The sequence below is a fragment of the Microvirga sp. VF16 genome, assembly GCF_016864375.1.
Classification (GTDB): domain Bacteria; phylum Pseudomonadota; class Alphaproteobacteria; order Rhizobiales; family Beijerinckiaceae; genus Microvirga.
This window is the reverse complement of the sequence record NZ_CP069354.1, coordinates 4,872,661-4,895,164: the sequence shown is the minus strand read 5'-3', so window position 1 is coordinate 4,895,164 and position 22,504 is coordinate 4,872,661. Positions and strand designations below refer to the sequence as shown.

General features: G+C 61.4%; 23 protein-coding genes and 1 tRNA gene. 13 read left to right on the top strand and 11 right to left on the bottom strand.

From position 1 onward, the window contains the following. The first annotated feature begins 128 nt into the window (after window positions 1–128). The 6 genes from rsfS to JO965_RS22975 all read left to right on the top strand — a co-directional run bounded on the left by rsfS (window position 129) and on the right by JO965_RS22975 (window position 5,316). Complete coding sequence (rsfS, locus tag JO965_RS23000; RefSeq protein WP_371826897.1) at window positions 129–458, top strand: ribosome silencing factor; 330 nt, start codon at window positions 129–131, stop codon at window positions 456–458. Between the two features lie 14 nt (window positions 459–472). Beyond that, entirely contained in the window at window positions 473–967 is a 495-nt protein-coding gene (gene rlmH, locus JO965_RS22995; protein WP_203441272.1) for a 23S rRNA (pseudouridine(1915)-N(3))-methyltransferase RlmH, read from the top strand. A 3-nt stretch (window positions 968–970) separates the two neighbouring features. Further along, window positions 971–2,323: a murein hydrolase activator EnvC gene (locus tag JO965_RS22990; protein WP_203441271.1), complete on the top strand. Its 1,353-nt coding sequence runs from the start codon at window positions 971–973 to the stop codon at window positions 2,321–2,323. Next, window positions 2,323–3,639 carry a S41 family peptidase gene (locus JO965_RS22985; protein WP_203441270.1) on the top strand — a complete coding sequence of 439 codons (1,317 nt, stop codon included), beginning with the start codon at window positions 2,323–2,325 and terminating at the stop codon, window positions 3,637–3,639. The genes JO965_RS22990 and JO965_RS22985 overlap by 1 nt, the downstream gene beginning before the upstream one ends. Window positions 3,640–3,862: 223 nt before the next feature. Beyond that, window positions 3,863–4,411 (top strand): RNA pyrophosphohydrolase, encoded by a 549-nt coding sequence (locus JO965_RS22980; protein WP_203441269.1) that lies wholly within the window; start codon window positions 3,863–3,865, stop codon window positions 4,409–4,411. Between the two features lie 224 nt (window positions 4,412–4,635). After that, on the top strand, window positions 4,636–5,316 hold the full coding sequence (locus tag JO965_RS22975; RefSeq protein ID WP_203441268.1) for a DUF1236 domain-containing protein: 681 nt from the start codon (window positions 4,636–4,638) through the stop codon (window positions 5,314–5,316). A gap of 174 nt (window positions 5,317–5,490) precedes the next feature. Here JO965_RS22975 and JO965_RS22970 read toward each other — a convergent pair whose 3' ends face one another. Continuing rightward, on the bottom strand, window positions 5,491–5,685 hold the full coding sequence (locus JO965_RS22970) for a hypothetical protein (RefSeq protein WP_203441267.1): 195 nt from the start codon (window positions 5,683–5,685) through the stop codon (window positions 5,491–5,493). Between the two features lie 394 nt (window positions 5,686–6,079). Here JO965_RS22970 and JO965_RS22965 point away from each other — a divergent pair, with 394 nt between their 5' ends. Next, window positions 6,080–6,397, top strand: coding sequence for a hypothetical protein (locus tag JO965_RS22965; protein WP_203441266.1), 318 nt, complete (start codon window positions 6,080–6,082; stop codon window positions 6,395–6,397). Between the two features lie 727 nt (window positions 6,398–7,124). After that, entirely contained in the window at window positions 7,125–7,775 is a 651-nt protein-coding gene (locus tag JO965_RS22960) for a hypothetical protein (protein ID WP_203441265.1), read from the top strand. Window positions 7,776–8,261: 486 nt separating this feature from the next. Here JO965_RS22960 and JO965_RS22955 read toward each other — a convergent pair. Then, window positions 8,262–8,346: transfer RNA gene (locus JO965_RS22955), tRNA-Leu, on the bottom strand. A 160-nt stretch (window positions 8,347–8,506) separates the two neighbouring features. On the opposite strand from JO965_RS22955, the gene JO965_RS22950 reads away from it, so the two are divergent. The 3 genes from JO965_RS22950 (at window position 8,507) to JO965_RS22940 (ending at window position 10,852) form a co-directional block, all read left to right on the top strand. Next, on the top strand, window positions 8,507–9,088 hold the full coding sequence (locus JO965_RS22950; RefSeq protein ID WP_203441264.1) for a YqaA family protein: 582 nt from the start codon (window positions 8,507–8,509) through the stop codon (window positions 9,086–9,088). Window positions 9,089–9,101: 13 nt separating this feature from the next. Continuing rightward, complete coding sequence (locus tag JO965_RS22945; RefSeq protein ID WP_203441263.1) at window positions 9,102–9,602, top strand: disulfide bond formation protein B; 501 nt, start codon at window positions 9,102–9,104, stop codon at window positions 9,600–9,602. A 167-nt stretch (window positions 9,603–9,769) separates the two neighbouring features. Next, entirely contained in the window at window positions 9,770–10,852 is a 1,083-nt protein-coding gene (locus JO965_RS22940) for a D-TA family PLP-dependent enzyme (protein WP_203441262.1), read from the top strand. A 28-nt stretch (window positions 10,853–10,880) separates the two neighbouring features. On the opposite strand, the gene JO965_RS22935 is transcribed toward JO965_RS22940, so the two are convergent. After that, a complete protein-coding gene (locus tag JO965_RS22935; RefSeq protein ID WP_162299152.1) occupies window positions 10,881–11,450 on the bottom strand; it encodes an HNH endonuclease in 570 nt (189 codons plus the stop codon). A gap of 180 nt (window positions 11,451–11,630) precedes the next feature. On the opposite strand from JO965_RS22935, the gene JO965_RS22930 reads away from it, so the two are divergent. Beyond that, window positions 11,631–12,128 (top strand): DedA family protein, encoded by a 498-nt coding sequence (locus JO965_RS22930; protein ID WP_203444321.1) that lies wholly within the window; start codon window positions 11,631–11,633, stop codon window positions 12,126–12,128. Between the two features lie 15 nt (window positions 12,129–12,143). On the opposite strand, the gene JO965_RS22925 is transcribed toward JO965_RS22930, so the two are convergent. From JO965_RS22925 to JO965_RS22890, 8 genes are all read right to left on the bottom strand, one after another. Continuing rightward, window positions 12,144–13,025: a 3-hydroxybutyryl-CoA dehydrogenase gene (locus JO965_RS22925; protein ID WP_203441261.1), complete on the bottom strand. Its 882-nt coding sequence runs from the start codon at window positions 13,023–13,025 to the stop codon at window positions 12,144–12,146. Between the two features lie 75 nt (window positions 13,026–13,100). Next, window positions 13,101–14,045 (bottom strand): electron transfer flavoprotein subunit alpha/FixB family protein, encoded by a 945-nt coding sequence (locus JO965_RS22920; RefSeq protein ID WP_203441260.1) that lies wholly within the window; start codon window positions 14,043–14,045, stop codon window positions 13,101–13,103. A 14-nt stretch (window positions 14,046–14,059) separates the two neighbouring features. After that, on the bottom strand, window positions 14,060–14,809 hold the full coding sequence (locus JO965_RS22915) for an electron transfer flavoprotein subunit beta/FixA family protein (RefSeq protein WP_203441259.1): 750 nt from the start codon (window positions 14,807–14,809) through the stop codon (window positions 14,060–14,062). Window positions 14,810–14,962: 153 nt separating this feature from the next. Next, entirely contained in the window at window positions 14,963–15,670 is a 708-nt protein-coding gene (locus tag JO965_RS22910; RefSeq protein WP_203441258.1) for a rhomboid family intramembrane serine protease, read from the bottom strand. An 11-nt stretch (window positions 15,671–15,681) separates the two neighbouring features. Continuing rightward, window positions 15,682–16,257 carry a cob(I)yrinic acid a,c-diamide adenosyltransferase gene (locus JO965_RS22905; RefSeq protein ID WP_203441257.1) on the bottom strand — a complete coding sequence of 192 codons (576 nt, stop codon included), beginning with the start codon at window positions 16,255–16,257 and terminating at the stop codon, window positions 15,682–15,684. A gap of 24 nt (window positions 16,258–16,281) precedes the next feature. Next, entirely contained in the window at window positions 16,282–16,734 is a 453-nt protein-coding gene (locus JO965_RS22900; RefSeq protein WP_246776654.1) for an acyloxyacyl hydrolase, read from the bottom strand. Between the two features lie 298 nt (window positions 16,735–17,032). Continuing rightward, window positions 17,033–17,224 (bottom strand): twin transmembrane helix small protein, encoded by a 192-nt coding sequence (locus tag JO965_RS22895; RefSeq protein ID WP_203441255.1) that lies wholly within the window; start codon window positions 17,222–17,224, stop codon window positions 17,033–17,035. 74 nt (window positions 17,225–17,298) lie between these two features. Continuing rightward, complete coding sequence (locus tag JO965_RS22890) at window positions 17,299–19,896, bottom strand: TIGR02302 family protein (RefSeq protein ID WP_203441254.1); 2,598 nt, start codon at window positions 19,894–19,896, stop codon at window positions 17,299–17,301. 251 nt (window positions 19,897–20,147) lie between these two features. On the opposite strand from JO965_RS22890, the gene JO965_RS22885 reads away from it, so the two are divergent. Next, the gene (locus JO965_RS22885) at window positions 20,148–22,415 is read left to right on the top strand and encodes a M10 family metallopeptidase C-terminal domain-containing protein (RefSeq protein ID WP_203441253.1); all 2,268 of its coding nucleotides are present in this window, start codon (window positions 20,148–20,150) and stop codon (window positions 22,413–22,415) included. Window positions 22,416–22,504: the final 89 nt, after the last annotated feature.

Sequence of the window (22,504 nt, the reverse complement as noted above, 5' to 3'; positions counted from 1 at the left end):
ATCTTAAGGGTCGGCACCATCGAGTGCTGTTGAGAAAGGGTCTGAACCTGAACCGACTATCTTCCGTCGAAGCGGACAAGCATCCGCTTCCTCCTCCCTCCGGAGCGGAGGCTCCGCTAAGTGAGGACATCCGGGCTGCCGCCCTGGCTTCCCTCGAGGACATGAAGGCCGAAAACACGGTCGAGATCGACCTGGCTGGAAAAACCTCGCTTGCCGACACCATGATCGTGACATCGGGCCGCTCCGATCGCCATGTAGGCGCAATCGCCGACCGCGTGATCAAGGACCTCAAGGACAAGGGGTTCGGGAATGCGCGCGTCGAAGGCCTGCCTGCCTGCGACTGGGTGCTGATCGATGCCGGCGACGTGCTGATCCACGTTTTTCGTCCCGAGGTTCGTGGCTTCTACAACCTTGAGAAGATGTGGGGCGCCGACCGTCCGCAGGACCGCGCCAGCTAACCAAGGCTTTTATCGTGCGACTGAGCTTGCTGGCCGTGGGCCGTCTCAAAAGCGGCCCCGAGCGGGAGCTGGTCGAACGCTATAGGCAGCGGGTCGAAGGCATGGGCCGGGCTTTAGGTCTGGCCGGGCTCGACATCGTCGAATTGCCCGAGAGCCGGGCGCGCCGGGAGGACGACCGGCGCGCGGAAGAGGCTGCGGCCCTTCTGGAGAAGGCCGGCTCGTCTGTTCTGATCATCTTCGACGAGCGCGGCAAGAGCCCATCCAGCGAAGCTTTTTCCGAGCGGATCAGACAGTGGCGCGACGAGGGGCGGTCCGGGATCGCCTGTGTGATCGGCGGGCCCGACGGGCTGGATCCCAAGCTGAGGCAGCGTGCCGACCTCGTCGTTTCCTTCGGGGCGCTCACTATGCCGCACCAGATCGTACGGGCGCTCGTGGCTGAGCAGCTCTATAGGGCCCTGACAATCATAGCCGGTCACCCTTATCATCGCGCCGGCCACGATGATTCCTGACGGATGATCCGCTTCAAACCCTTAACTCCCCGCAAGGCCCTCGGCTTTGCCGCATGGATGGTTGCTGCCAGTCTGAGCCCCGCCGGGGCCCAGCAGCAGCCTGCCGCACCTACGGCACAGCCTGCACAAAGCGAAACGGTCGAGGAAAAAGCCCGACGCGAGCAGGATCTGAAGGTGCTGGAAGAGGCCATTACGGCCAATGCCGAGGCGCGCAGACGCCTCGAGACCGAGGTCGAGGAGATCAAGGCCGACCGGGCCAAGCTCAATGCCGCCCTGATCGACACGGCCGAGCGGGTCCGCGGCACCGAGGACCGCATCCGGGGTCTGGAACAGAGGCTCCAGACCCTCGGCTCCAGCGAAGCGGCCATTCGCCGCTCTCTTCAGAGCCGCCGCGGCGTCATCGTCGAGGTTTTCGCGGCCCTGCAGCGCATGGGTCGCCGTCCGCCCCCCGCCGTGCTGGTGAGGCCTGAGGACATGCTCGAAGCCGTCCGTGCCTCGATCATGCTGGGCGCGGTTCTGCCGGAGTTGCGGAACGAGGTCGAGATCCTGGCCGGCGACCTTGCCGAATTGGTGCGCCTGAAGGAAGCCATCACCAAGGATCGCGCGACCCTCAATGGGGAATTGACGGCCCTCAATCGGGAGCAGGTGCGCCTCGCAGCCCTGATGGAGGCTCGACAGAGCCGCATTGCCGAGGTTGAGCGCAATGTCGGTACCGAGAGGCAGAAGGCGGAGGAGCTTGCCCAGCGGGCAGGAACGCTGAAAGAACTGATCGACCGCATGGAAACGGAGATTGCGGGCGCTCAACGCGCTGCGGAGGAGGCTCGCAAGGCCGCCGAGGCGCAGGAACGCGAAACCCGGGAGAAATTCGCCCAGCTGGCCTTCCGGGATCCGGCCCGGTTGGCTCCGAAGGTCCCCTTTACCGAGGCGCGTGGACTTCTGCCGCGGCCGGTCAGCGGCGATACGACCCTGGAATTCGGCGCCCCCGATGGGTACGGCGGAACGACGCGTGGCATTTCGATCACGACGCGGCAGAAAGCGACTGTGGTATCACCGGCGGACGGTTGGGTCGCCTTTGCAGGGCCCTTTCGGTCCTATGGTCGACTCTTGATCATCAATGCGGGTGGGGGATACTATATTCTTCTGGCCGGTATGGACCACATCAATGTCGATGTCGGGCAGTTCGTGCTCGCAGGCGAACCCGTTGCAACCATGGGAGAAGCTCCTCTCATGAGTTTGATCGGCGCCGCCATAGAAAAGAACAATCCCGTCCTCTATGTTGAGTTCAGGAAAGACGGCGGTTCAATTGACCCAGGTCCCTGGTGGGCAAAATCGCAAAGCGAAAAGGTTCGCGGATAATGCGCAAACTATCCCTTTTGATTCTCGGTGCGGCGATCGGCGCAGGCAGCGCGACCATGGTGTCGCAGACCAGCCTCCTGTCGGGCATGAGCGCGGTTGCCGCCTCGGCTGACACGTACCGCCAGCTGAGCCTTTTCGGAGACGTTTTCGAAAAGGTCCGCACGGATTACGTAGAGAAGCCTGAAGAGTCGAAGCTCGTCGAGTCGGCCATCAACGGCATGCTGACTTCGCTCGATCCGCATTCGAGCTACATGGACGCCAAAAGCTTCCGCGACATGCAGGTGCAGACCCGCGGCGAGTTCGGCGGCCTCGGCATCGAGGTCACCATGGAAGATGGCCTCGTGAAGGTCGTGACGCCGATTGACGAGACGCCCGCCTCCAGGGCCGGCATCCTGGCCAACGACGTCATCACCCACATCAACGACGAGCCTGTCCAGGGCCTCAACCTGAATCAGGCCGTCGACAAGATGCGCGGCCCGGTCAATTCCTCCGTCACCCTCAAGATCCAGCGCAAGGAAGCCAAGGATCCGGTGGTGGTGAAGCTGACCCGCGAGACCATCAAGGTCCGTCCGGTTCGCGCCCGCGTCGAGGGCGACATCGGTGTTCTGCGCGTCACGCAGTTCAACGAGCAGACTTTCGAGGGACTGCGTGCGGGTATCGATAAGCTCACGTCCGATATCGGCGCTGACAAGCTGACCGGCTTCGTCATCGACCTGCGCAACAATCCAGGCGGCCTGCTCGATCAGGCGATCATGGTCTCCGATGCCTTCCTCGACCGCGGCGAGATCGTCTCGACCCGCAGCCGCAACGCCGAGGATACGCAGCGCTTCAGCGCCAAGACGGGCGACCTGACCAAGGGCAAGCCGCTGGTGGTGCTCGTGAATGGCGGCTCGGCTTCGGCCTCGGAAATCGTGGCCGGCGCCCTGCAGGATCACAAGCGCGCGACGGTGCTCGGGACCCGCTCCTTCGGCAAGGGCTCTGTGCAGACCATCATTCCGCTCGGCGGCAACGGGGCCGTGCGTTTGACGACAGCGCGCTACTACACCCCGTCTGGCCGTTCGATCCAAGCCAAGGGCATCGATCCGGACATCGAGGTGTTGCAGGACATCCCCGATGAGCTGAAGGGTAAGGACGAGACCAAGGGCGAGGCCGGTCTGCGCGGTCACCTGCAGAATGGCGGCGAAAAGGAAGAGCGCGGCGGTTCCTCCGCTTACGTTCCGCCGGATCCGACCAAGGACAAGCAGCTCACTGCCGCTTATGACCTGCTGCACGGCGTTCGCAAGGGCGCAGCCAACACGACTGCGACTCCCAACTGATCGCGGCTCGTCCTTTTGGCCGAGAAACAATGCTGCAAAAGGGCCTGACGGATGCATCCGTCAGGCCCTTTTCTGATTCAGGCGTCCACAGCTATCGCGAAAGGCTTGTGCGAAGGCTGTTGAAACGGCACTCTCTTTCCCTGCTTTGGAACCATGCGTCAGCGTCGGCAATAATCAAGAACCGGCCGCACCGTGGGTCCATCATCGAGGGAGTGAGTGTCGTATGAGGAGCGCAAGAGGATCTCAGGCCAGAAAGGATCTGCCTTATCGCTCCTGTGTCGGCGTGATGTTGATCAACAAAAACGGCTTGGTGTTTATCGGCCGGCGCCGGTCCGAGGCCGATGCGGCCGCCGATGGCTATTCCTGGCAGATGCCGCAGGGCGGCATCGATCCCGGTGAGGAGCCCTACCAGGCCGCCTTGCGCGAACTCTACGAGGAAACCAGCGTCCGCTCGGTGAGCCTCTTGGCCGAGGCTCCGGAATGGTATGCCTATGATCTTCCCTCCATGGTTGCGGGCCGCGCCTGGCGCGGGCGCTATCGCGGGCAGAACCAGAAATGGTTTGCCTTTCGCTTCGAGGGCGACGAGAGCGAGATCAACATCCATCAGCCCGGCGGTGGCGGCCACAGGCCCGAATTTGACGAATGGCGCTGGGAGGAGATGCATCGGCTCCCTGAGTTGATCATTCCATTCAAACGGCCGGTTTATGAGAAGGTCGTTGCGGCCTTCACACCGCTCACATCGCAAAATCTGCTGACCTCCGATCACACGTGATCGCGTCAAGGTTATTTCCTGGACATCGTAGCTTAACCTTTGCAGGCGATGTCTATTTTTGCCACAAAGTAAGTCAGCGTTGCAGTTAAAGTTGTTCATGAAGATGAACGAGAGCTGTACGCTTTATAACTCTAAAGAGAGTGGCGGAACCCTGCCTGGAACATCTCGTTGGATACGCATTGCTGAGGGCTTGCTTGGGCCCTCTATTCATGGGAGATCTTTCGATGCGTACAACTTTGATGGCTACGGTGGCTGCAGCGGCTCTTTCCCTGAGCGTGGCGGCCATGGCTCAGACCAGCGGTGGTGCGAGTGGCGGCGCGTCCGGTGGTGCCGCAGGCGGGGCTTCAGGCGGTTCCACAATCATGACACCCGGCGGCTCGTCGGGTTCTTCATCCGGATCCAGCATGGGGGGCGCGGGCTCCGCATCCGGCTCCACGAGCGGATCGGCGGCTGGCTCGGTCTCCGGCGACACGAAGGCCCCTTCGGGTAGCGCTTCGTCCGGCACATCCGGTGAAACCCGCGGAAACCCGGCCGGCACAGCCTCTGGTGCTCCGAGCGGGACGACCGGTAACGCTGCGGGCCGATCGGGCGGCACCGCTCCCAACACGACAGGCAGCACGACGTCGACCGGTTCCACGAGCGTCAACGTCACCTCCGAGCAGCGTACCCAGATCACCGATTCGTTCCGTAGCGTGAATGTGCAGCCGCTCACGAACGTAAACTTCACCGTCAGCGTCGGCTCGACCATTCCGACCACCGTGACGACCTTGTATGACTGCCCCGACACCGTCGAGCGCATCCTGACCGGCTTGCCTGAGTGTAAGTATGTGGTCGTGCGCGATCAGATCGTGATCGTGGAGCCGAGCTCCCGCCGGATCGTGACGGTCATCGAGCGTCGAGGCTGATCGGCTTCACTCTTCGCGAACTTGTATTGAAGCAAAAGCGCCCGCGGTCACTCGGCCGCGGGCGTTCGCGTTTGAAGCATTCTGTGGTTATCCTCGTAAGGCCCCGATTGTCTTAACGAGTCCTTCTGCGGCAAAGCACGATAAGGTGCCGGGGGGCGAGACAGCCGATCCGCCCTATGCGGCATAGGGAAAAATACAGATCTCCGCTTGGGGCATCTTCCGGTTGCGATGCTCTGCAAGCAATTCTAATGCTGTTTGTGCATAGAGACGAAACTGGTCTTTGACGATATCAGGTTCACGATCCCAAACCTGCGCATCATCCTCGGCAGTATAGAGAGCACGCGCAACGAATTCGATTTCGGCTTCCATCACAAGCCCCTCCTTGCGGCTTTGAAGGCAATCAATGATGTGTGCCGAAAATCCCCCATGGCGCAGGTTCGCGCCGCCCGATCATAAATCCGCATCGTTCTTCGGCCGCGGCCATTTGCTCGAAAGGCAATGTCATTCGCAAGTTTGAAGTTGGGGTAGCCCGAAAGCGCTAATCCGTCGGCGTTCACGCAAGAAACGATCCGACATCATGGCGAAGCTGCCGGCCGAGATTGCCGGTATATTCGACAGATCAGATCGATCGGTCGGGTACGAGGTGCTTGAAGAAGGCGGTGCCTCTGCTTACACCATCAGTGTCTCAATGCAGCACGGATAGCCTGAATCATGAAAGTTGCTGAGCGATAGGCGCAACGACACAAACTCTTGGGAGGTCGAGATGGCATTCATGACACCACAAGAGCGTGCTGAGAGCCTGCGTGAGACGATCCATATCTATATTGACTTGGTTGAAGGCGACGGGACTGGGCCATCCTGGCGGCTAACAGATAAGGGCTTTGCCAGGATCGCCTCCGTCATTCAGGAGGCCGAGAACGATGCCTTGGAGAGAGCTGCGGAGCTATGCGAGGCGGTGCACCTAGGGGGCCGGACGCGCTATAGCATCCTTCTTGGCCCGGATTATCTGGTGACGAGAAGTCTCTTATCGCGGGAGCTTGCTGCTGCGATCCGAGCGCTGAAGCATAAGGACGAGCGCTGACTCCTCATCTCAAATGCGGCCGCCCGCACCGAAGGGGATGCTCCGAGCAACCTACGAGCGATGATGGCCATGTCATGGTACTGCAGAGGAGATGCTCGACGCGTAACTCGTCTTTGCAGCGGCGCAGCTGTTGAAGGGGCTATGAGATTCGCTCGGCATTAGTCCAGCCACGGCTGAAGCAGCGGCTTGGCAAGCTGCAGTTGCCGCACAATTCCCTGGTGAGGAACGCCTCTCTGCTGAAGAAAGGCTTGGATCTGCTGCTTGGCATCTTCCCACGACAGACCCTGCCGATAGCAGCACTCCAAGTAACTCAAGGTTCGCTCACGGTTCAACTCAGGAACCGCCAGCGGAGCGAGTTCATCAATGAAGCATTGCGCAACCAGATCTTCGCACGTCATTGGAAGCCCCACAGGTCATTTCCGCCATTGGGCAGTGTAGCTGGTGCTTGCCTTCGGCACTATCTCAGAGACATAGCTGCGTCGTTGTCCAGGCGGCTGCGGGTAAGAGAATGTATCATCCAGAGCAGACTGCATGGGTGCTCGTCTGACAGGGTGAAGGATCCAGGAAGGCAGGGCGAACCGGCCTCTTCGACCGCTGAGCAACTAAGAACCAGCCTGAGCGTTATTTTTTCGACTGTGGCCATCTCGGCTGGGGACTCGTTACAACCAAGCAGCTTGGCCGTTGGCCGGGTTGGCGACATTCTTCCTGATCTCAGGAGGAAGGAGCCATGGTGCGAGTTTTTTCGTTAGCTGTCGCATGTGTTCTTGCTCTCTCCGCTGTAGCCGAGGGCGCAACATCCCGGAAACGTAATACTTCTGCTCAGGAACGGCCGGCGCCTCAGCAGGCGGCGCAGGAGCCGGACGAGTTCCGGTCGTGCGATGTGGCCGTCCGCGAGTTCGTCCAGGGGCGAAAAGAAGCCGCTGCGCTTCCCGTCACGGAGGTCAAGGTCGACAGCTTGCGGATGACGTTGAACTTCATCCATCCCTATGGTGAGAGCGGAGATACGCCGCCCAATCTCGCCTTCACACGGGGTGAGTCAATTGAAGAGCGCCGCAAGGCTTTGAACGAGGCAAAGCAACGAGCACGGTTACTGGCCGAAGCGGCTAGAACCGGAAATGTCTGGTACGTCATCACCACACGGACAGAGGTCAGCCCAGGTGAGGAGCGCCGCAGTTCAACAAGTGCCTTGACGAACCAAGGTCAGCAACCTTCTGCCAACGCTGTGGTGATGGCGAGCATTGAGGGGCGGTGCATAACTGTATCGCAGTATGAGGCCGTGCCTCTCAGCAGCCTAAGTGCGGATTTGCAGCAGGCTCTTGGCCAGCGGGCTCGGGAGGCGTCGCCTACCGAGAACCCGCCCCAGCCGCCACCATCATGAGCCTCAGGGCGATTGTGTGAGCCGAACCGTAGGTGCCACCGTGGACATCGCGTTAGGCGTGTAATCTAACAGCCATCGCAGCGTGCTCTGCAAAGGTTCAAGGCGCTTCCTGCGGCCTCGGTACTGAAAGCCAAGGTCACCCCCTTGCGTTACTTTCGATGGGCTCCCGCATATCGGAGGACGAGCCATGGATGTCTCAGTTAAGCTGGAAGACAAATCCAGACATACTTGGGCGGTCTACGTCAACGACACCTGCATTGCACGAGGACTGCCGCGAGCCGAGGCGAACAGGATCCGCCTGCAGATTGAGAACGGAGAGCTTAAGCCTCGCCTGGGCTAATTACAGTCGAGAGCCCGGGATAGCAGTCGCGCCAGAGGCGTCGAGTCGGAATAACTTCAGCCTTCATGCCGACGCGGTGCGACACGAGCCCTTGGAAGCAGAAACGACTCCAATCAATGGAGCCGGTTTTCTAGGCAATATCAATGTGGTGCCCCTGGCCGGGATCGAACCAGCACTCCTTGCGGAACTCGATTTTGAGTCGAGCGCGTCTACCAATTCCGCCACAGGGGCAAGGATCCGCGACGTAACACGGGCGGCAAAGGTTGGTCAATGCGAGAGATGTGAAGGGAAGCCGCAAGGCTTAACCCTCGCAATTCCGGGCGCCTTGTGCTCAAAGAGGCGCGGGGCGCGCGAATAGCCTCGATCCGGATCTGAACCTGTCGGAACCTTAATGCTGAGACGCCTCTACGACTGGACCCTGTCCCTCGCGGCCCGACCCTCTGCCCCTTACGCGCTGGCTCTGGTCTCCTTCTCGGAAAGCTCGTTCTTTCCGGTCCCGCCGGACGTGATGCTCGTGCCAATGATGCTGGCACGGCCTGACAAGGCTTGGTCCTATGCTCTGATCTGCACGGTCGCGTCCGTGCTGGGCGGCATTCTGGGATACTTCATCGGATTGGGACTCTACGACTCGATCGGAGCCTGGCTGTTCCAGCTCTATGGCCTCACCGAGGGGGCGGAAACGTTCCGGCATGCCTATGCCGAATACGGCCATTGGGTGATCCTGCTGAAGGGCCTGACCCCGATCCCCTATAAGCTCGTGACCATCACCTCGGGATTCGCAGGCTACCACCTGGGCTGGTTCATCGCGCTCTCGATCCTGACCCGCGGCGCCCGCTTCTTCCTCATCGCGCTCTTGATGAGCAAGTTCGGACCGCGGATCAAATCGATCATCGACAACAATTTCAATCTGGTGGCGGCGCTGGCCATCGCGGCCTTCATTGGCGGGTTCGTCGCCTTCCGCTATCTGTTCTAGACGGGAGGGATCGATGCAGATCAGCCTCACCATGCGGCAGGCCGCCTTGGCCGTGGCCCTGGGCGCTGCGGCCACGATCGGCGGCGCGCTCGTCTTCGAGCACGTACTCGGCTATGTGCCGTGCAAGCTCTGCCTGATCCAGCGCAATCCCTATTACATCGCCATTCCGCTGGGTCTCGTGGCCGCGCTCCTGCCGCCGCGTTATGCGCGGATCGGCCTTTGGCTTCTGGCCTTGGTCTTCATCGTGAGCGCCGGGCTCGGTGCCTATCATTCCGGCGTGGAATGGGGCTTCTTTGCTGGGCCGAGCGATTGCGGCGGCGGATCGGGCGCCGGTGCCGGCAATGTGGGCGATTTCCTGAATCAGTTGCAGAGCACCCGTGTCGTCAGCTGTACGGAAGCGGCTTGGCGCTTCCTGGGTCTGTCGCTGGCGGGATGGAACGTGCTGATCTCGCTGGCACTCGTCGGTCTCGCAGCCATGGCTGCTGCCCGTAAAGGCTTCTACCTCGGCAGGTAAGAGCTTGCCTTCGCCTAAGCGACCTCGCTAGAGCATCGGACCCAAAAGTGGACCCACTTTTGGGTCCGATGCTCCGCCCTTTGAAGCGCGCGTCGTTAGGCGCGGAAAACCGGATCCACTTTTCCGCACGATGCGCTAGCCTTGCTCAAACAGGACGGGGACATGGCATGAGTATCCAGGCTCTCAAGGACGAGGTCGCGCGGGAATTCGGAACGCCTGCGGTGGTGATTGATCTCGACGTGGTCGAGCGCAACATCGCCCGGGTGCAGGCCCTGTGCGATGCGGCTGGGATCGCCAATCGTCCGCATATCAAGACGCACAAGAGTCCGGTCATCGCCGCCATGCAGCGCGATGCCGGCGCACGCGGCATCACCTGCCAGAAGCTCGGCGAGGCCGAGGTCATGGCGGAAGCTGGCCTCGACGACATCCTGATTTCCTACAACATCCTCGGCGAGGAGAAGCTGGGCCGCCTCGGCCGATTGCTGTCGCGGGCGAAGGTCACCGTAGCAGCCGACAATCCGGTCGTCGTTGCAGGCTTGCCGCAGACCGCAGCCATCGCCGGACGCGATCTCGATGTGGTCGTGGAATGCGACACCGGGCGCAAGCGGGCCGGCGTCGAGACGGTGGCGGAGGCCGTTGCGCTCGCCAAGGATATCGCGTCCCGTCCCGGGCTCTCGTTCGCCGGCTTCATGCTCTATCCGCCGGAGAGCGCCACGGCAGGGATACAAGCCTTCCTCGATGCGGCGACCGCCGGTGTGCGGGAACTCGGGCTCGAACCGCGCATCGTGTCCACGGGCGGCACCCCCAATCTGGTCAATCTCGGCAAGATCAAGGGTGTGACCGAGTACCGGGCCGGAACCTCGGTGTTCAACGACCGCATGATGCTGGCGGCGGGCGTCGCGCAGCTCGAGGATTGCGCGCTTAACGTCTATGCGACGGTGGTGAGCCGGGCGGGGCCGGAGCGGGGAATCCTCGATTCCGGCTCGAAGACATTGACGTACGATACGGGCGGTCTCGAGGGACACGGCCTCATCCTCGAGCATCCGCAGGCCAAGATCGCCCGCTTCGCCGAGGAACACGGGTTTCTCGATCTCTCCGCCTGCAACGATCGTCCCAATATCGGTGATGTGGTGCGCATCGTACCGAACCATGTCTGCGTCGTGGTGAACATGGTGGACCGGTTGGTGACGGTACGGGGAGACAAGATCGTCGGGGAATTGCCTGTTGCGGCCCGGGGACGCCTGACCTGATGAGGTGAGGTTGGGCGGGAAGGGGGCTTTATGGCTCCAGCTCGCTGTCCCAGTAGAGATAGTCCATCCAGCTGTCGTGGAGATAGTTCGGCGGGAAGAGGCGGCCGTTGGAGTGGAGGTCGTGAACGGTTGGGGCGAAGGGGCTCTGCCGGGGCCACATCTCGACCTCGCGGGGCAGTTTGTCCCCTTTGCGGAGGTTGCAGGGCGCGCAGGCGGCGACGACGTTTTCCCAAGTGGTCTGCCCGCCCTTGGACCGGGGAACGACGTGATCGAAGGTAAGGTCCTCGCGGTCTCCGCAATATTGGCAACTGAAGCGGTCGCGCAGGAAGACGTTGAAGCGGGTGAAGGCCGGGTGACGTGACGGTTTGACGTAGGTTTTGAGCGATATGACCGAGGGAAGGCGGATCTCGAAGGTCGGACTTCGCACGACCTTGTCGTATTCCGAGACGATGTTGACCCTGTCCAGGAACACCGCCTTGATCGCATCCTGCCAGCACCAGATGGACAAGGGGTAATAGCTCAACGGCCGGTAATCGGCATTGAGAACGAGGGCCGGGCAGGCCTCCGGTCGCACAACAGGCTGGACGTGTATCGTCACCTCACCTCCTCTTCCATGAGAGAAGCGTCGTATCCCGTCGGATTAGACTATAGGCAGTATGACACTGTTGTGAAGATCCGGCTTTCGACGTTTGTGACGCACCCACAGGAAGTGCAATGTGGGCAAATCAGGCCGACCTCCGGAGACTTGGGTGTTTCGATGAGCTTTCTCCAGCAAGGCTTGGCCTGGGTCGAACCTGCCATCTCGACCTATGGCGTGTGGGCTCTTCTCGTCGTTCTTTACTTCGAGACGTTCGGGGCGCCTCTGCCCGGAGAGAGCGCGCTGATTGCGGCCTCACTTCTGGCCACGCGCGGCGATCTCGAGATCGGCCACATCTTTCTGGCGGCCTGGTTTGGCGCCGTGCTCGGCGACAGCACGGGTTATCTGATCGGCCGGTTCGGCGGGAGGCCTTTGCTGCACAGGTTCGGCTCCGCGGTGAGGCTGACACCGGAACGCTTATCGACCCTTGAGAAAACGGCGAAGACCAAGGGGTTCTTCATGGTCCTCACGGCGCGTTTCATCGTCGTGCTGCGGCAGTTGAACGGCTTCATCGCCGGATCGGTCGGAATGCCCTGGCATCATTTCGTCGTGGCGAATGCCCTTGGGGCCATGCTCTGGGCCGGCCTGTGGAGCTTCGGCCCCTACTTCTTCACGGATGCCTTCAAGCGGCTGATCTGAGGCCAGAACAGACCGTCAGCGGGTCGGAACCGGCTTCTCGCCGCGGTAATCATAGAAGCCGCGCTTCGTCTTCCGGCCGAGCCAGCCGGCTTCCACGTACTTCACGAGAAGCGGGCAGGGGCGGTATTTGGAATCGGCGAGGCCTTCGTGCAGCACCTGCATGATCGAGAGGCAGGTATCGAGACCGATAAAATCTGCCAGCTGGAGCGGCCCCATGGGATGGTTCGCGCCAAGCCGCATGGCCGTGTCAATGGCTTCCACCGAGCCTACTCCCTCATAGAGGGTGTAGATCGCCTCGTTGATCATCGGCAGCAGGATGCGGTTGACGATGAAGGCCGGGAAATCCTCGGAAACGGTCGAGGTCTTGCCGAGCTTGCCGATGAATTCCTTGGCGGATTCGTAAGTGTGATCCTCGGTGGCGATGCCACGGATCAGCTCGACGAGCTGCATCACCGGCACCGGGTTCATGAAGTGAATGCCGATGAACCGCTCCGGTCTGTCAGTAGAAGCGGCGAGACGCGTGATCGAGATCGACGACGTGTTGGTGGCGAGCAGTGCGTCCGGGCGAAGCGACGGGCTAAGGTTGCTGAAGATCTTGCGCTTCACTTCCTCGTTTTCGGTCGCAGCCTCGATGACGAGATCGCAGGTCGCCAGATCATCATAGGTACGGGCCGGCTTGATCCGCTCAAGCGCCGCCTGTCGATCGGCATCCGAGATGGCGCCCTTGGAGACCTGGCGCGCCATGTTGCCGTTGATCGTGGCAAGCCCGGCATTGATCCGATCTTCCGAGAGATCGTTGAGCCGGACGTTAAATCCAGCGAGCGAGCAGACATGGGCAATGCCGCTGCCCATCTGTCCGGCGCCGACAACGCCAACCGTTTTGATCTCTATGCCCATTGATCTGCTGCCTGCATCCCATCGTCAAAAGCGGCCGGGCAGGGAGACCTGCCCGGTCCGTCATTATTCCTGACCTTATTGACCGGCTTTGGTCAACTCCTCCTTGAGTTCAGGAAGGATTGTGAAGAGGTCGCCGACGAGGCCGTAATCCGCCACCTGGAAGATCGGGGCCTCCTCGTCCTTGTTGATCGCCACGATCACCTTGGAATCCTTCATGCCGGCCAGATGCTGAATGGCACCTGAAATCCCCACCGCGATGTAGAGATCGGGCGCCACCACCTTGCCGGTCTGGCCCACCTGCCAGTCATTCGGCGCATAGCCCGCATCGACCGCCGCGCGCGAAGCGCCCATCGCCGCGCCGAGCTTGTCGGCAATCGGCTCGATATATTTGGCGAAGTTCTCGGAGCTTCCGAGCGAGCGGCCGCCCGAGATGATGATCTTCGCCGAGGTCAGCTCGGGCCGGTCGCTCTGCACGATCTCTTCGCCCTTGAAGCTCGACACGCCCGGGTCTTCCGCCGCGTTCACCGTCTCGATGGCGGCGGAGCCGCCTTCGCCGGCCGCCGGGAAGGCGGCGGTGCGCACCGTGATCACTTTCTTGGCATCGGTCGCCTGCACGGTCTGGATCGCATTGCCGGCATAGATCGGCCGCTCGAAGGTGTCGGGTGCCACCACCTTGGTGATGTCGGACACCTGCATCACGTCGAGCAGGGCGGCGACGCGCGGCATCACGTTCTTGCCGGTGGTGGTGGCCGGCGCCACCAGGGCGTCATAGGAGGAGGCCAGCGACACGATCAAAGCCGCGGTCGGCTCGGCGAGCTGGTGCTCGTAAGCGGTCGCGTCCGCGAGCAGCACCTTCTCCACACCCTCCAGCTTGGCGGCGGCTTCCGCCGCGGCCTTGGCGTTCGCGCCGGCGACCAGCACGTGCACCGGAGCCCCGAGGGCTTTCGCGGCAGACAGGGCCTTGTGGGTGGCGTCCTTGAGATGAGCGTTGTCGTGCTCGGCCATCAGCAATGTGGTCATCGTCTTGGTCTCCCTTAGAGCACGCCGGCTTCGGTCTTCAGCTTCTGGACGAGTTCGGCCACCGAGCCGACCTTCACGCCCGCCTTGCGGCCGCCGGGCTCGGCGGTCTTGATCACCTTCAGACGCGGCGACACGTCGACACCGAGCGTCTCCGGCGAGGTTTCGTCGAGGGGCTTCTTCTTGGCCTTCATGATGTTGGGCAAGCTGGCATAGCGCGGCTCGTTGAGGCGCAGATCCGTGGTGACGATGGCCGGCAGCTTCAGGCCCACCGTCTGCAACCCGCCATCGACCTCGCGGGTGACGTCGATGGATCCTTCGCCCACATTCACCTTGAAGGCGAACGTGCCCTGCGGCCAGCCGAGCAGGGCGGCGAGCATCTGGCCGGTCTGGTTGGCATCGTCATCGATGGCCTGCTTGCCCAGGATGACGAGATCGGGCTTTTCCTGCTCGACCACCTTGGCCAGGATCTTGGCGACGGCGAGCGGCTCGATGGTGGCGTCGGTCTTGACCAGGATGCCGCGGTCGGCCCCCATGGCGAGCGCGGTGCGGATCGTTTCACCGGCTTGGCTTGGGCCGATGGAGACGGCGACGATCTCGGTGGCCTTGCCCTGCTCCTTCAGGCGCACGGCCTCCTCGACGGCGATCTCGTCGAAGGGGTTCATGGACATCTTGATATTGGCCAGTTCCACGCCCGACCCGTCCGGCTTCACCCGGATCTTCACGTTGAAGTCCACAACCCGCTTCACACACACAAGAAGCTTCATTCGTCCGTCCTCACCAAAAGATCAGATCCGGATATGGCCGAAAACCAGCCCTCCGGACATATAGGAAAAAGGCGGAGGGGAACCTAGAGCATCAGGCCCGAAAGTGAAATGCACTTTTGGCCCTTTGATGCGCTCAGCGGTCATGTCCGATTGTCAATGCGGCGTCCGCAGCTCCTGCGCCTGGACGCGGGCGAGCACAGGATCGTAGCGGCGGCGCATGAGGGGGATGAGAGCCGCGCCGACAGCAAAGCCGCCAAGATGGGCAAACCAGCCCACACTGTCATCGCCGCCGATGAAGGCCGAGGCGAACTGCAGGACGAACCAGAAGCCGATCGCCCAATACGCGGGCAGATGCAGTGGGATGCCTTTCAGAAACAGACCCCAGATCTTCACGCGCGGATAGAGGATGAGATAGGCCGCCACCACGCCCGACACGCTACCGGATGCGCCGATCAGCGGGCGGTGCGGCTCTGTGGTGATGAAGGCATGGGCGAGGCTTGCGGCCATCCCACAGAGTAGGAAGAACAGAATGAAGCGGAGATGCCCCATGGCATCCTCCACATTGTCGCCGAACACCCACAGGAACAGCATGTTGCCGACGAGATGGAACAGCGAGCCGTGCAGGAAGATGTTGGTGGCCAGTGTCAGTTCGACCGGAACGAAGGGATAGCCCTCGGGGAGCACTTCCGTACCGAACAGGACCGACGGAATGAGTCCGAGGCCGCCGACGACGGAATCCTCGCCGAGAGGGCCGTAGAAGGTGAAAAGATAGGCGATGACGCAAATACCGATCAGGAACCGCGTCGCGAACGGCGTCTTCATGTTCTTGAGCGGAACGCCATCATGAAGCGGCAAAAACATGGCCCGCTCCTTTAGCGGTTCTGGCCCGGCACCCAGAGGACGTCGAGCGCACCCTTATCATTGACGTAACGGGATGCGACGAAGAGAAAATCGGAGAGGCGGTTCAGGTATTTCACGGATTCTGGCGACACCTTTTCGTTCGGCCTCTCCATCAGCTCGACGACATGGCGCTCCGCGCGACGGCAAACCGTACGGGCGAGATGGAGTGCAGCAGCAGCAGGCGTGCCACCCGGGAGGACGAAGGAGCGTAACACGGACAGCTCCGCATTGAGCCGGTCGATCTCCTGCTCGAGACGGTCCACCTGTCCTTGTGTGATGCGCAGGGGCTCATAGGGCAGGGGCTTATCCGTCTCGACGGTGGCGAGATCGGCGCCGAGATCGAACAGATCGTTCTGGATGCGGCCGAGCATCGCATCGATCTCGAGACCTGTCGTGTGAAGGCGGACAAGCCCGATGCAGGCATTGGTTTCGTCCACCGTGCCGTAGGCCTCGATGCGAAGATCGTATTTCGGGCGCCGCCCGCCGGCGGCCAATGCCGTGGTGCCCTTATCGCCGGTGCGGGTGTAGATGCGGTTGAGGACGACCATGGCGGGCCTGAAGGTTGGATTCAGTTAAAATGAATACCCAACCCGTGCGCCAACATTCGTCAAGCCTCTATTCTCGTCCGAGCAGGTTCCGCCATCGGTCAGATGCTCGACGGTCGCCATCACGCTCCAATTGGCGGAGAGCCGCACGCCCACCGAGCCCGATTCGCGAAACAGCGGCGAGCAGCCGAGGACTTGGCGGTCGGAGAGGGGATGCGAGGAATCCTTGCCGTTATGGATCGCGCCGCCGAAGCTGCCTTCGACGAAGACATTGGGCGTAACGTCGATGGTCCAGGACAGGCCCGCATAGGCGAAACTCGTCCGGTTGTCGAAATTCAGGCTGCCGCCCACATGCGGTCGGGGAATGAAATAGCTGGTGAAAAGGTCCGAGGCGGTAAACGGCTTTGCAAAAAGAATTTCGCCAGTGAGATTGGCGGAGCCGTCGCGTCCTTCCGCACCCCAGGGATCCTGAGCAGACAAGCCAAAACGGAACTCTGACAGGAAATTTGGTTGGGATGGAGCTTGGAAGGAATTCGTTTGCCGCTTGAAGTCGGAGCCTAGGACACCTGTCGATCCCACGAATAGGACCAAAAGGCTCAAGCCTATGGCTGGACTGATGCGCATTAAGAGATCCGTAACTCAATAAAACTTTAGGCCATCAGGCTATGCCGTTATGGCTAACGTTCTCTTAATACAAACCGTGGCGAAAAAGTGTCAATAAGGAGATGCCCCGTGCGTCATGTGGACAAGTGGCGGCGTTTTCGCACATCTCCATACGTCACGCAGCACGCCACCAGATGACGCCCATGATGATGATGATCGCCACAAATTGAAGCAGAACACGCAGTCTCATGAGATGCTGCGACCGATTGGCATTGCCGCCGCGCAGCATGTTGATCAGGCCCAAAAGCAGCACGAAGGCGACGGCGACTACCGCAATCGGCACAAGTAAATCGACAAAATTCGTCATCTTGATTCCATCAAAAAGTTCGGGCGACCGTGGCCCGAACCCGACGGCGAGGCAAGAGGCCGTTTACCTTGGCCTCAGTTCCGGCGCAGCAGCCGCTCGAAATAATCGAGCTCTTCCTGCGGCCGGCTGGGGTCGCCCAGCTTGCGCCGCAATTCCTCCAAGATCCGTTGCGCGCGTTGGGCCGGGGATTGGTTGGCGCTCGGCACCTCCACGCGCCCATCGGAATAGTCCCGATTCCGTGTGGGCCGCCCCAGAGGATCTGTGTCGCGCTGTCCCGTCTGCTGATTGCCCTGCGGATTGCCTTGGCCCGGCTGGTCACCCGCCTGTTCGTTCCCCTGGCCGTCGCCCTGCTGCATCTGCTGCATTTGCTGCGCCATGCCCTGCATGCCGCGACGAAGGTTTTCCAGTGCTCTCCCTTGAGCATCAACGGCAGGTCCGTCCTGGCCTTGGCCGAGCGCGCCTTCGGCCTCGCGCATGGCCTGTTCGGCATCGCTGAGGCCCTGCTCGCCCTGCATGCCCATGCCCTGCATCCGCCGCTGCAACTCTTCCAGCCTTTCCCGCAGAGCCTGCTGCCGCTGCTTCAAGCCCAAGGGATCCTGATCTTGGCCTCCCTGGCCGTTTTCAGCCTGCTCCTGACCCTCGCCCTGCTGGCCTTGTTGGCCCTGTTGACGCTGCCCTTGTTGGCGCTGGCCCTGCTGCCTCTGGCCCTGGCGGGGGCGATCGCCCTGCTGCATGCGCCGGTTCTGGCCGTCGCGGAACGTCTCGTCGCGCAGGTTCTGCTGCTCGCGCGCCATGTCCTCCAGATCCTGCATGGCCTGGTTCATCTCGCGCCCGAGCGGATCGGTCATGCGGTTGTTGGGCTGAGCGGTCTGCAGGTTCTCGAGGATGTTGCGCAGCTGATCGAGAAGGCGCTGGGCCTCGGCCATGTCGCCGCGGCGCATGGCCTCCTCCATCTGGCGCAGCATGCGGTTGAGGTCGTCCTGCGAGATGATCCTGTCCGGAGGCGTGCGCTGGTTCTGATCCTGCGACTGTTGGTTCTGCTGCATGCGCTGGGCGAATTCGCGCAGGAACTTGTCCATCGCCTGCCGCAGCTCGTCCATCAGCCTCCGGATCTCGTCATCCGTCGCACCCCGGTCCATGGCTTCCTTCAGGCGCTCCTGAGCCGCACGCAACTCCCGCTCCGCATCGGACAGACCACCGTCCTCGATCTGGAGCGCCATGGCCCAGAGCCACTCAGCCACCTCGAGAAGGTCCTGGTCCGTCCTGGCGACGCGCAGGCGTTCCGCACCGGCCCGCAGGCCCATGAACACGCCCCATTGCGGCGTGTATTCCTCCGGCGCGATCAGCAGCGCGTCGAGCGCCACCTGCACGCGCTTGCGGTCGTCGGGGGCGAGCACGAGATTGCGCCGCTGCTCGACCAGGGTCTTGGCGAGGGGATTGGCGAAGGGACGCTGCGGCAGGGTGAAGGTAATCGTCTCGCTCAAGGCCTCCTGGCCTGCCTCGTCCTTGGCCTTGAGCCTGATCGTCACCGGAGCCCCGGCCCAGGCATGGTTCGTGAGATCGACCGGGGAGCGCGTGTCCGGAGCGTTCTCCTCATGGCTCGGAAGGGCGAGAGTTAGCTGGGGAGCGGGCACGAGGGAGCGCCCCTTGCTGTTGTCGGCCTTCTCGACGATGCCTTCGAGCGAGGCGATGCCATAATCGTCCTTGCCCTTGTAGCTCAAGGTGAAGGTGCCGCGCGCATTGACCTCGGGCGGCGTGGTGAAGGCGATCTCGGGCAATCGGTCGGGAATGGCCTCGATGGTGAGGGTGACGCTGTTGGCGAAGCCCGTGCTGACCGTCAATTCGCTGGAGCCGTCGAGCTTGTAGCGCTCCTCGCGCATGTCGGTGCGCTGATTGGCCTTGGGGGGCAGAGGGGTCAGGCCCCGGCCCGGCTTGACCTCGGCACTGCCTTCGCCTGCGATCCGGACGACGACCGTCGAGTGGATCGGCGCGCGTAAGTTTTGTCCGCGTGCGAGATCGATCATGAGGGGGGGCGTGCGGGTATAAAGGGGCGGATCGATCCAGCCATCGATGCGGAAGGACGGCGAGGCGGTCTCGATCTTGCGCCAGTCGAAGGCTGCGGCGAGCCGTGAGCCGATCTCGGGTCCCGCCACGAAGGCACTCGTTACAAGCGCGAGTAACCCTGCGGCCCGCAAGGCGTAACGGTCGCGCCTCGCCATGTTGGGCTGCGGCAGTCCGACGCGCATGCGGCTGACGGCTTCTTCCGCGCGCTTGCGATGAAGCGCCCAGAGCGCCTTCGTGCCGGGATCCGTGGCGCCGAGGGCGAGCGTATCGTCGAGAACGCGGGCCGGACCGTGACTCAGACCCGTCTCCCGGTCGAGCCGGTCGAGGGCGCGAGTCCGGCTGGGCATGCGCAGGCGGATAAGAGGCCAGAGCGAGAGTAGAAAGGCCGCCGTGAACAGGCCTAAGCCAATCGTGCGCCACAGGGGCGGAGTGTCGAGCCAGAGGCCGAGCCAGGACAGGGTGAAGAACAAGAGGACGATGGCGAAGGGCAGCCAGAGCCGGGGCCAGGCCTCCTCCCACCAGAGGGACCAGCGCGCATGAGCAACCAGGCGCCCGAACCGTTGGTTCAGCGGGCTGCGCCCAGGCGTCGGGTTCGGGCCGTCGCTCATGCCAAAACTCTCCCTCTGCACGATACGTGCAGATAACCCCCCTAACGGGAAGCTAGCACGGAAGGGTCCAGTGACCAGCGGTCAATTGCGCGCGGAGCTTCAAGAAGAGGTGAGGGGGCGCCAATGACCGATTTGGAGCTACCTTGGACCGCCATGCCGTTCAGGCAATCAATTTCCTTGACGTAAGGTACTTTATATCGATACATGGAATGAGAATTGCAACTTAATAACAATTTTTCGTTGGGGCAAATATGGCGACGATCACTCTTTCATCCAGCACGATCCCGGAAGATGCAGTTGCGGGCGACAATGTTGGGACCCTGAGCATCGACGGCGGTGCGGAGGGCGAGACATTTACTTTCACGCTGGACGATCCGCGCTTCGAGGTCGTCGATCAGGACGAGGATGGCGTCTACGAACTCGTCGTGAAGGCAGAAGCGGAGTTCGATTTCGAAGGCGGCCCAGGACAATACGCACTGACCATTCACTCGAGCGGCGATCAGGGAACATCCGTCACCCCACTTTCGGTAAATATTGTGGTTACCGATGTGAACGAAGCGCCTGAGGTGTTGTTCGAACCATTGGATGTTCCCGAGGGTGCAGGGGCGGATACGATCATCGGCACGCTGACGTCGTCCGATCCTGAATCGAACTTGGTTTCATATACTCTCCTGGGCAATAGCGCCGCTCTGTTCAACATCGATGCCAATGGCAATATTGTGGTCCGCGAGGGCGTGACGCTCGATCTCGACAATCCGTCGCATCTCAGCATCTCGGTCCAGATCTCCGATGGTACCAATACATTTTCCGATACCTTCGATCTCAACATTGTGGAGAATCAGGAGCCCGTAATCTCCTGGGATGCCATTGAACTCGGCAAGACTGTCGAGAGCGGCACAACCGTTGGCGCGTTGGTGATCACAGACGATGAGGGCGATGACATCATCTATACCCTGTTGGGCGACAGCGCGGCTCTGTTCCGTATCGATGCCAATGGCAATGTCATCGTCAGAGATGGCGTGACACTGAACTACGACGATCCCAATCACCGCGGTTTCACCGTTTCGGTTTTCGACGGGGTCAATACGGTGGAGGAGACCTGCGACCTTTCCTTCGAAAACGAACCGCCGACCGTGACCTTCGAGGCTAGGGACGTTGTCGAGGGTGCAAGGGGCGGCACTGTGGTTGCCACCTTCACGGCGACCGATGCTGAAGGCGGTGATATTGACTTCACTTTGTCATCCGAAAGCGCGGATGTGTTCGAAATCGTGAAGATCGATGACGACACCTGGAACGTCGTAGTCAAGGAAGGTGTCGTTCTCGATTATGACAATGAGAAGCACCACAGCTTCGCGGTCACAATCTCCGATGGCTCCAATACGGAGACTGCGGAATACGACCTGGCAATCGAGGACAATCAACCTCCGATATTCGACGTGACTGCCCGTCCCGTCCGGGAAAATGCACCGGCAGGAGCCATCGTCGGCACGATCCTCGCAATGGATTCGGAGGGCGACGAGATCGGCTATAGACTGGCGGGTGCCAGTGCGCATCTGTTTCGGCTCGTTCAGGACGCAAGCACCGGCCACACGAACATCGTGCTGCGTGAGGGTGCCGTCCTCAACTATGAGAACAACGGCCACCATTCTCTCGAAGTGTTCGTGTCCGACGAGTTCAACGAAGATCCGGTGCCTGAAGTCCTCCAGCTCGAGATCATCGATGTCAATGAGCCTCCGGCTGTAACCTTTACTCTCGCGAGAGTAACCGAGGGTGCCGGCGGTGGGACAGTCGTCGGCAGGCTTACGGGGACGGACGACGATGGCGATGATATCACCTACACCCTGGCGGATGAGAGTACGGAAATATTCGATCTCGTCGCCGATGGCAGAGGCGGCTACAACGTCATTGTCGTCGAAGGCGTGACGCTCGATTACGAGAATGGCTCCCATCGCTTCCCGCGCGTGATGGTGTCCGACGGCACTAATGAATTCTCCAAGAGCCTCGCGATCGATCTGATTGATCTCGTCGATACGGTCACGGGGACGAAGCGCAACGACAATCTGAAGGGCGCATCCGGGAGTGACATCGTGAAGGGACTGGCCGGCAACGATCGGTTGTCCGGCGGGGCAGGCGACGACTGGCTCTATGGCGGTTCAGGCAGGGACGTCCTGAAAGGCGAGGCCGGACGGGACATCTTCGTCTTCGACTCCAAGCCGAACAAGAAGACCAACCTCGACGCCGTCTGGGATTACAACGTGAACGACGACTCGATCTGGCTGGAGAACAAGGTGCTCACGAAACTCGGCAAGTCCGGTTCTGCGACTTCGCCTGCCGCGCTCAAAAAGTCGTTCTTCCGGGTGGGTGACAAGGCCAAGGACAAGGACGACTACCTGATCTACAACAAGAAGACCGGCTATCTCTCTTACGATGTCGACGGTTCAGGCTCGAAGGCGGCTGTCGAAATCGCCCTGCTGAAGAAGGGCCTTGTCATGAAGTCCACCGAGTTCTTCGTGATCTAGATAGAAATCGCCGCAAACGGAAAAACCCGGCGGATACAACGCCGGGTTTTTCGTTTGTGCAGCAGGTGTATCTGGTGATCGGATCTGCC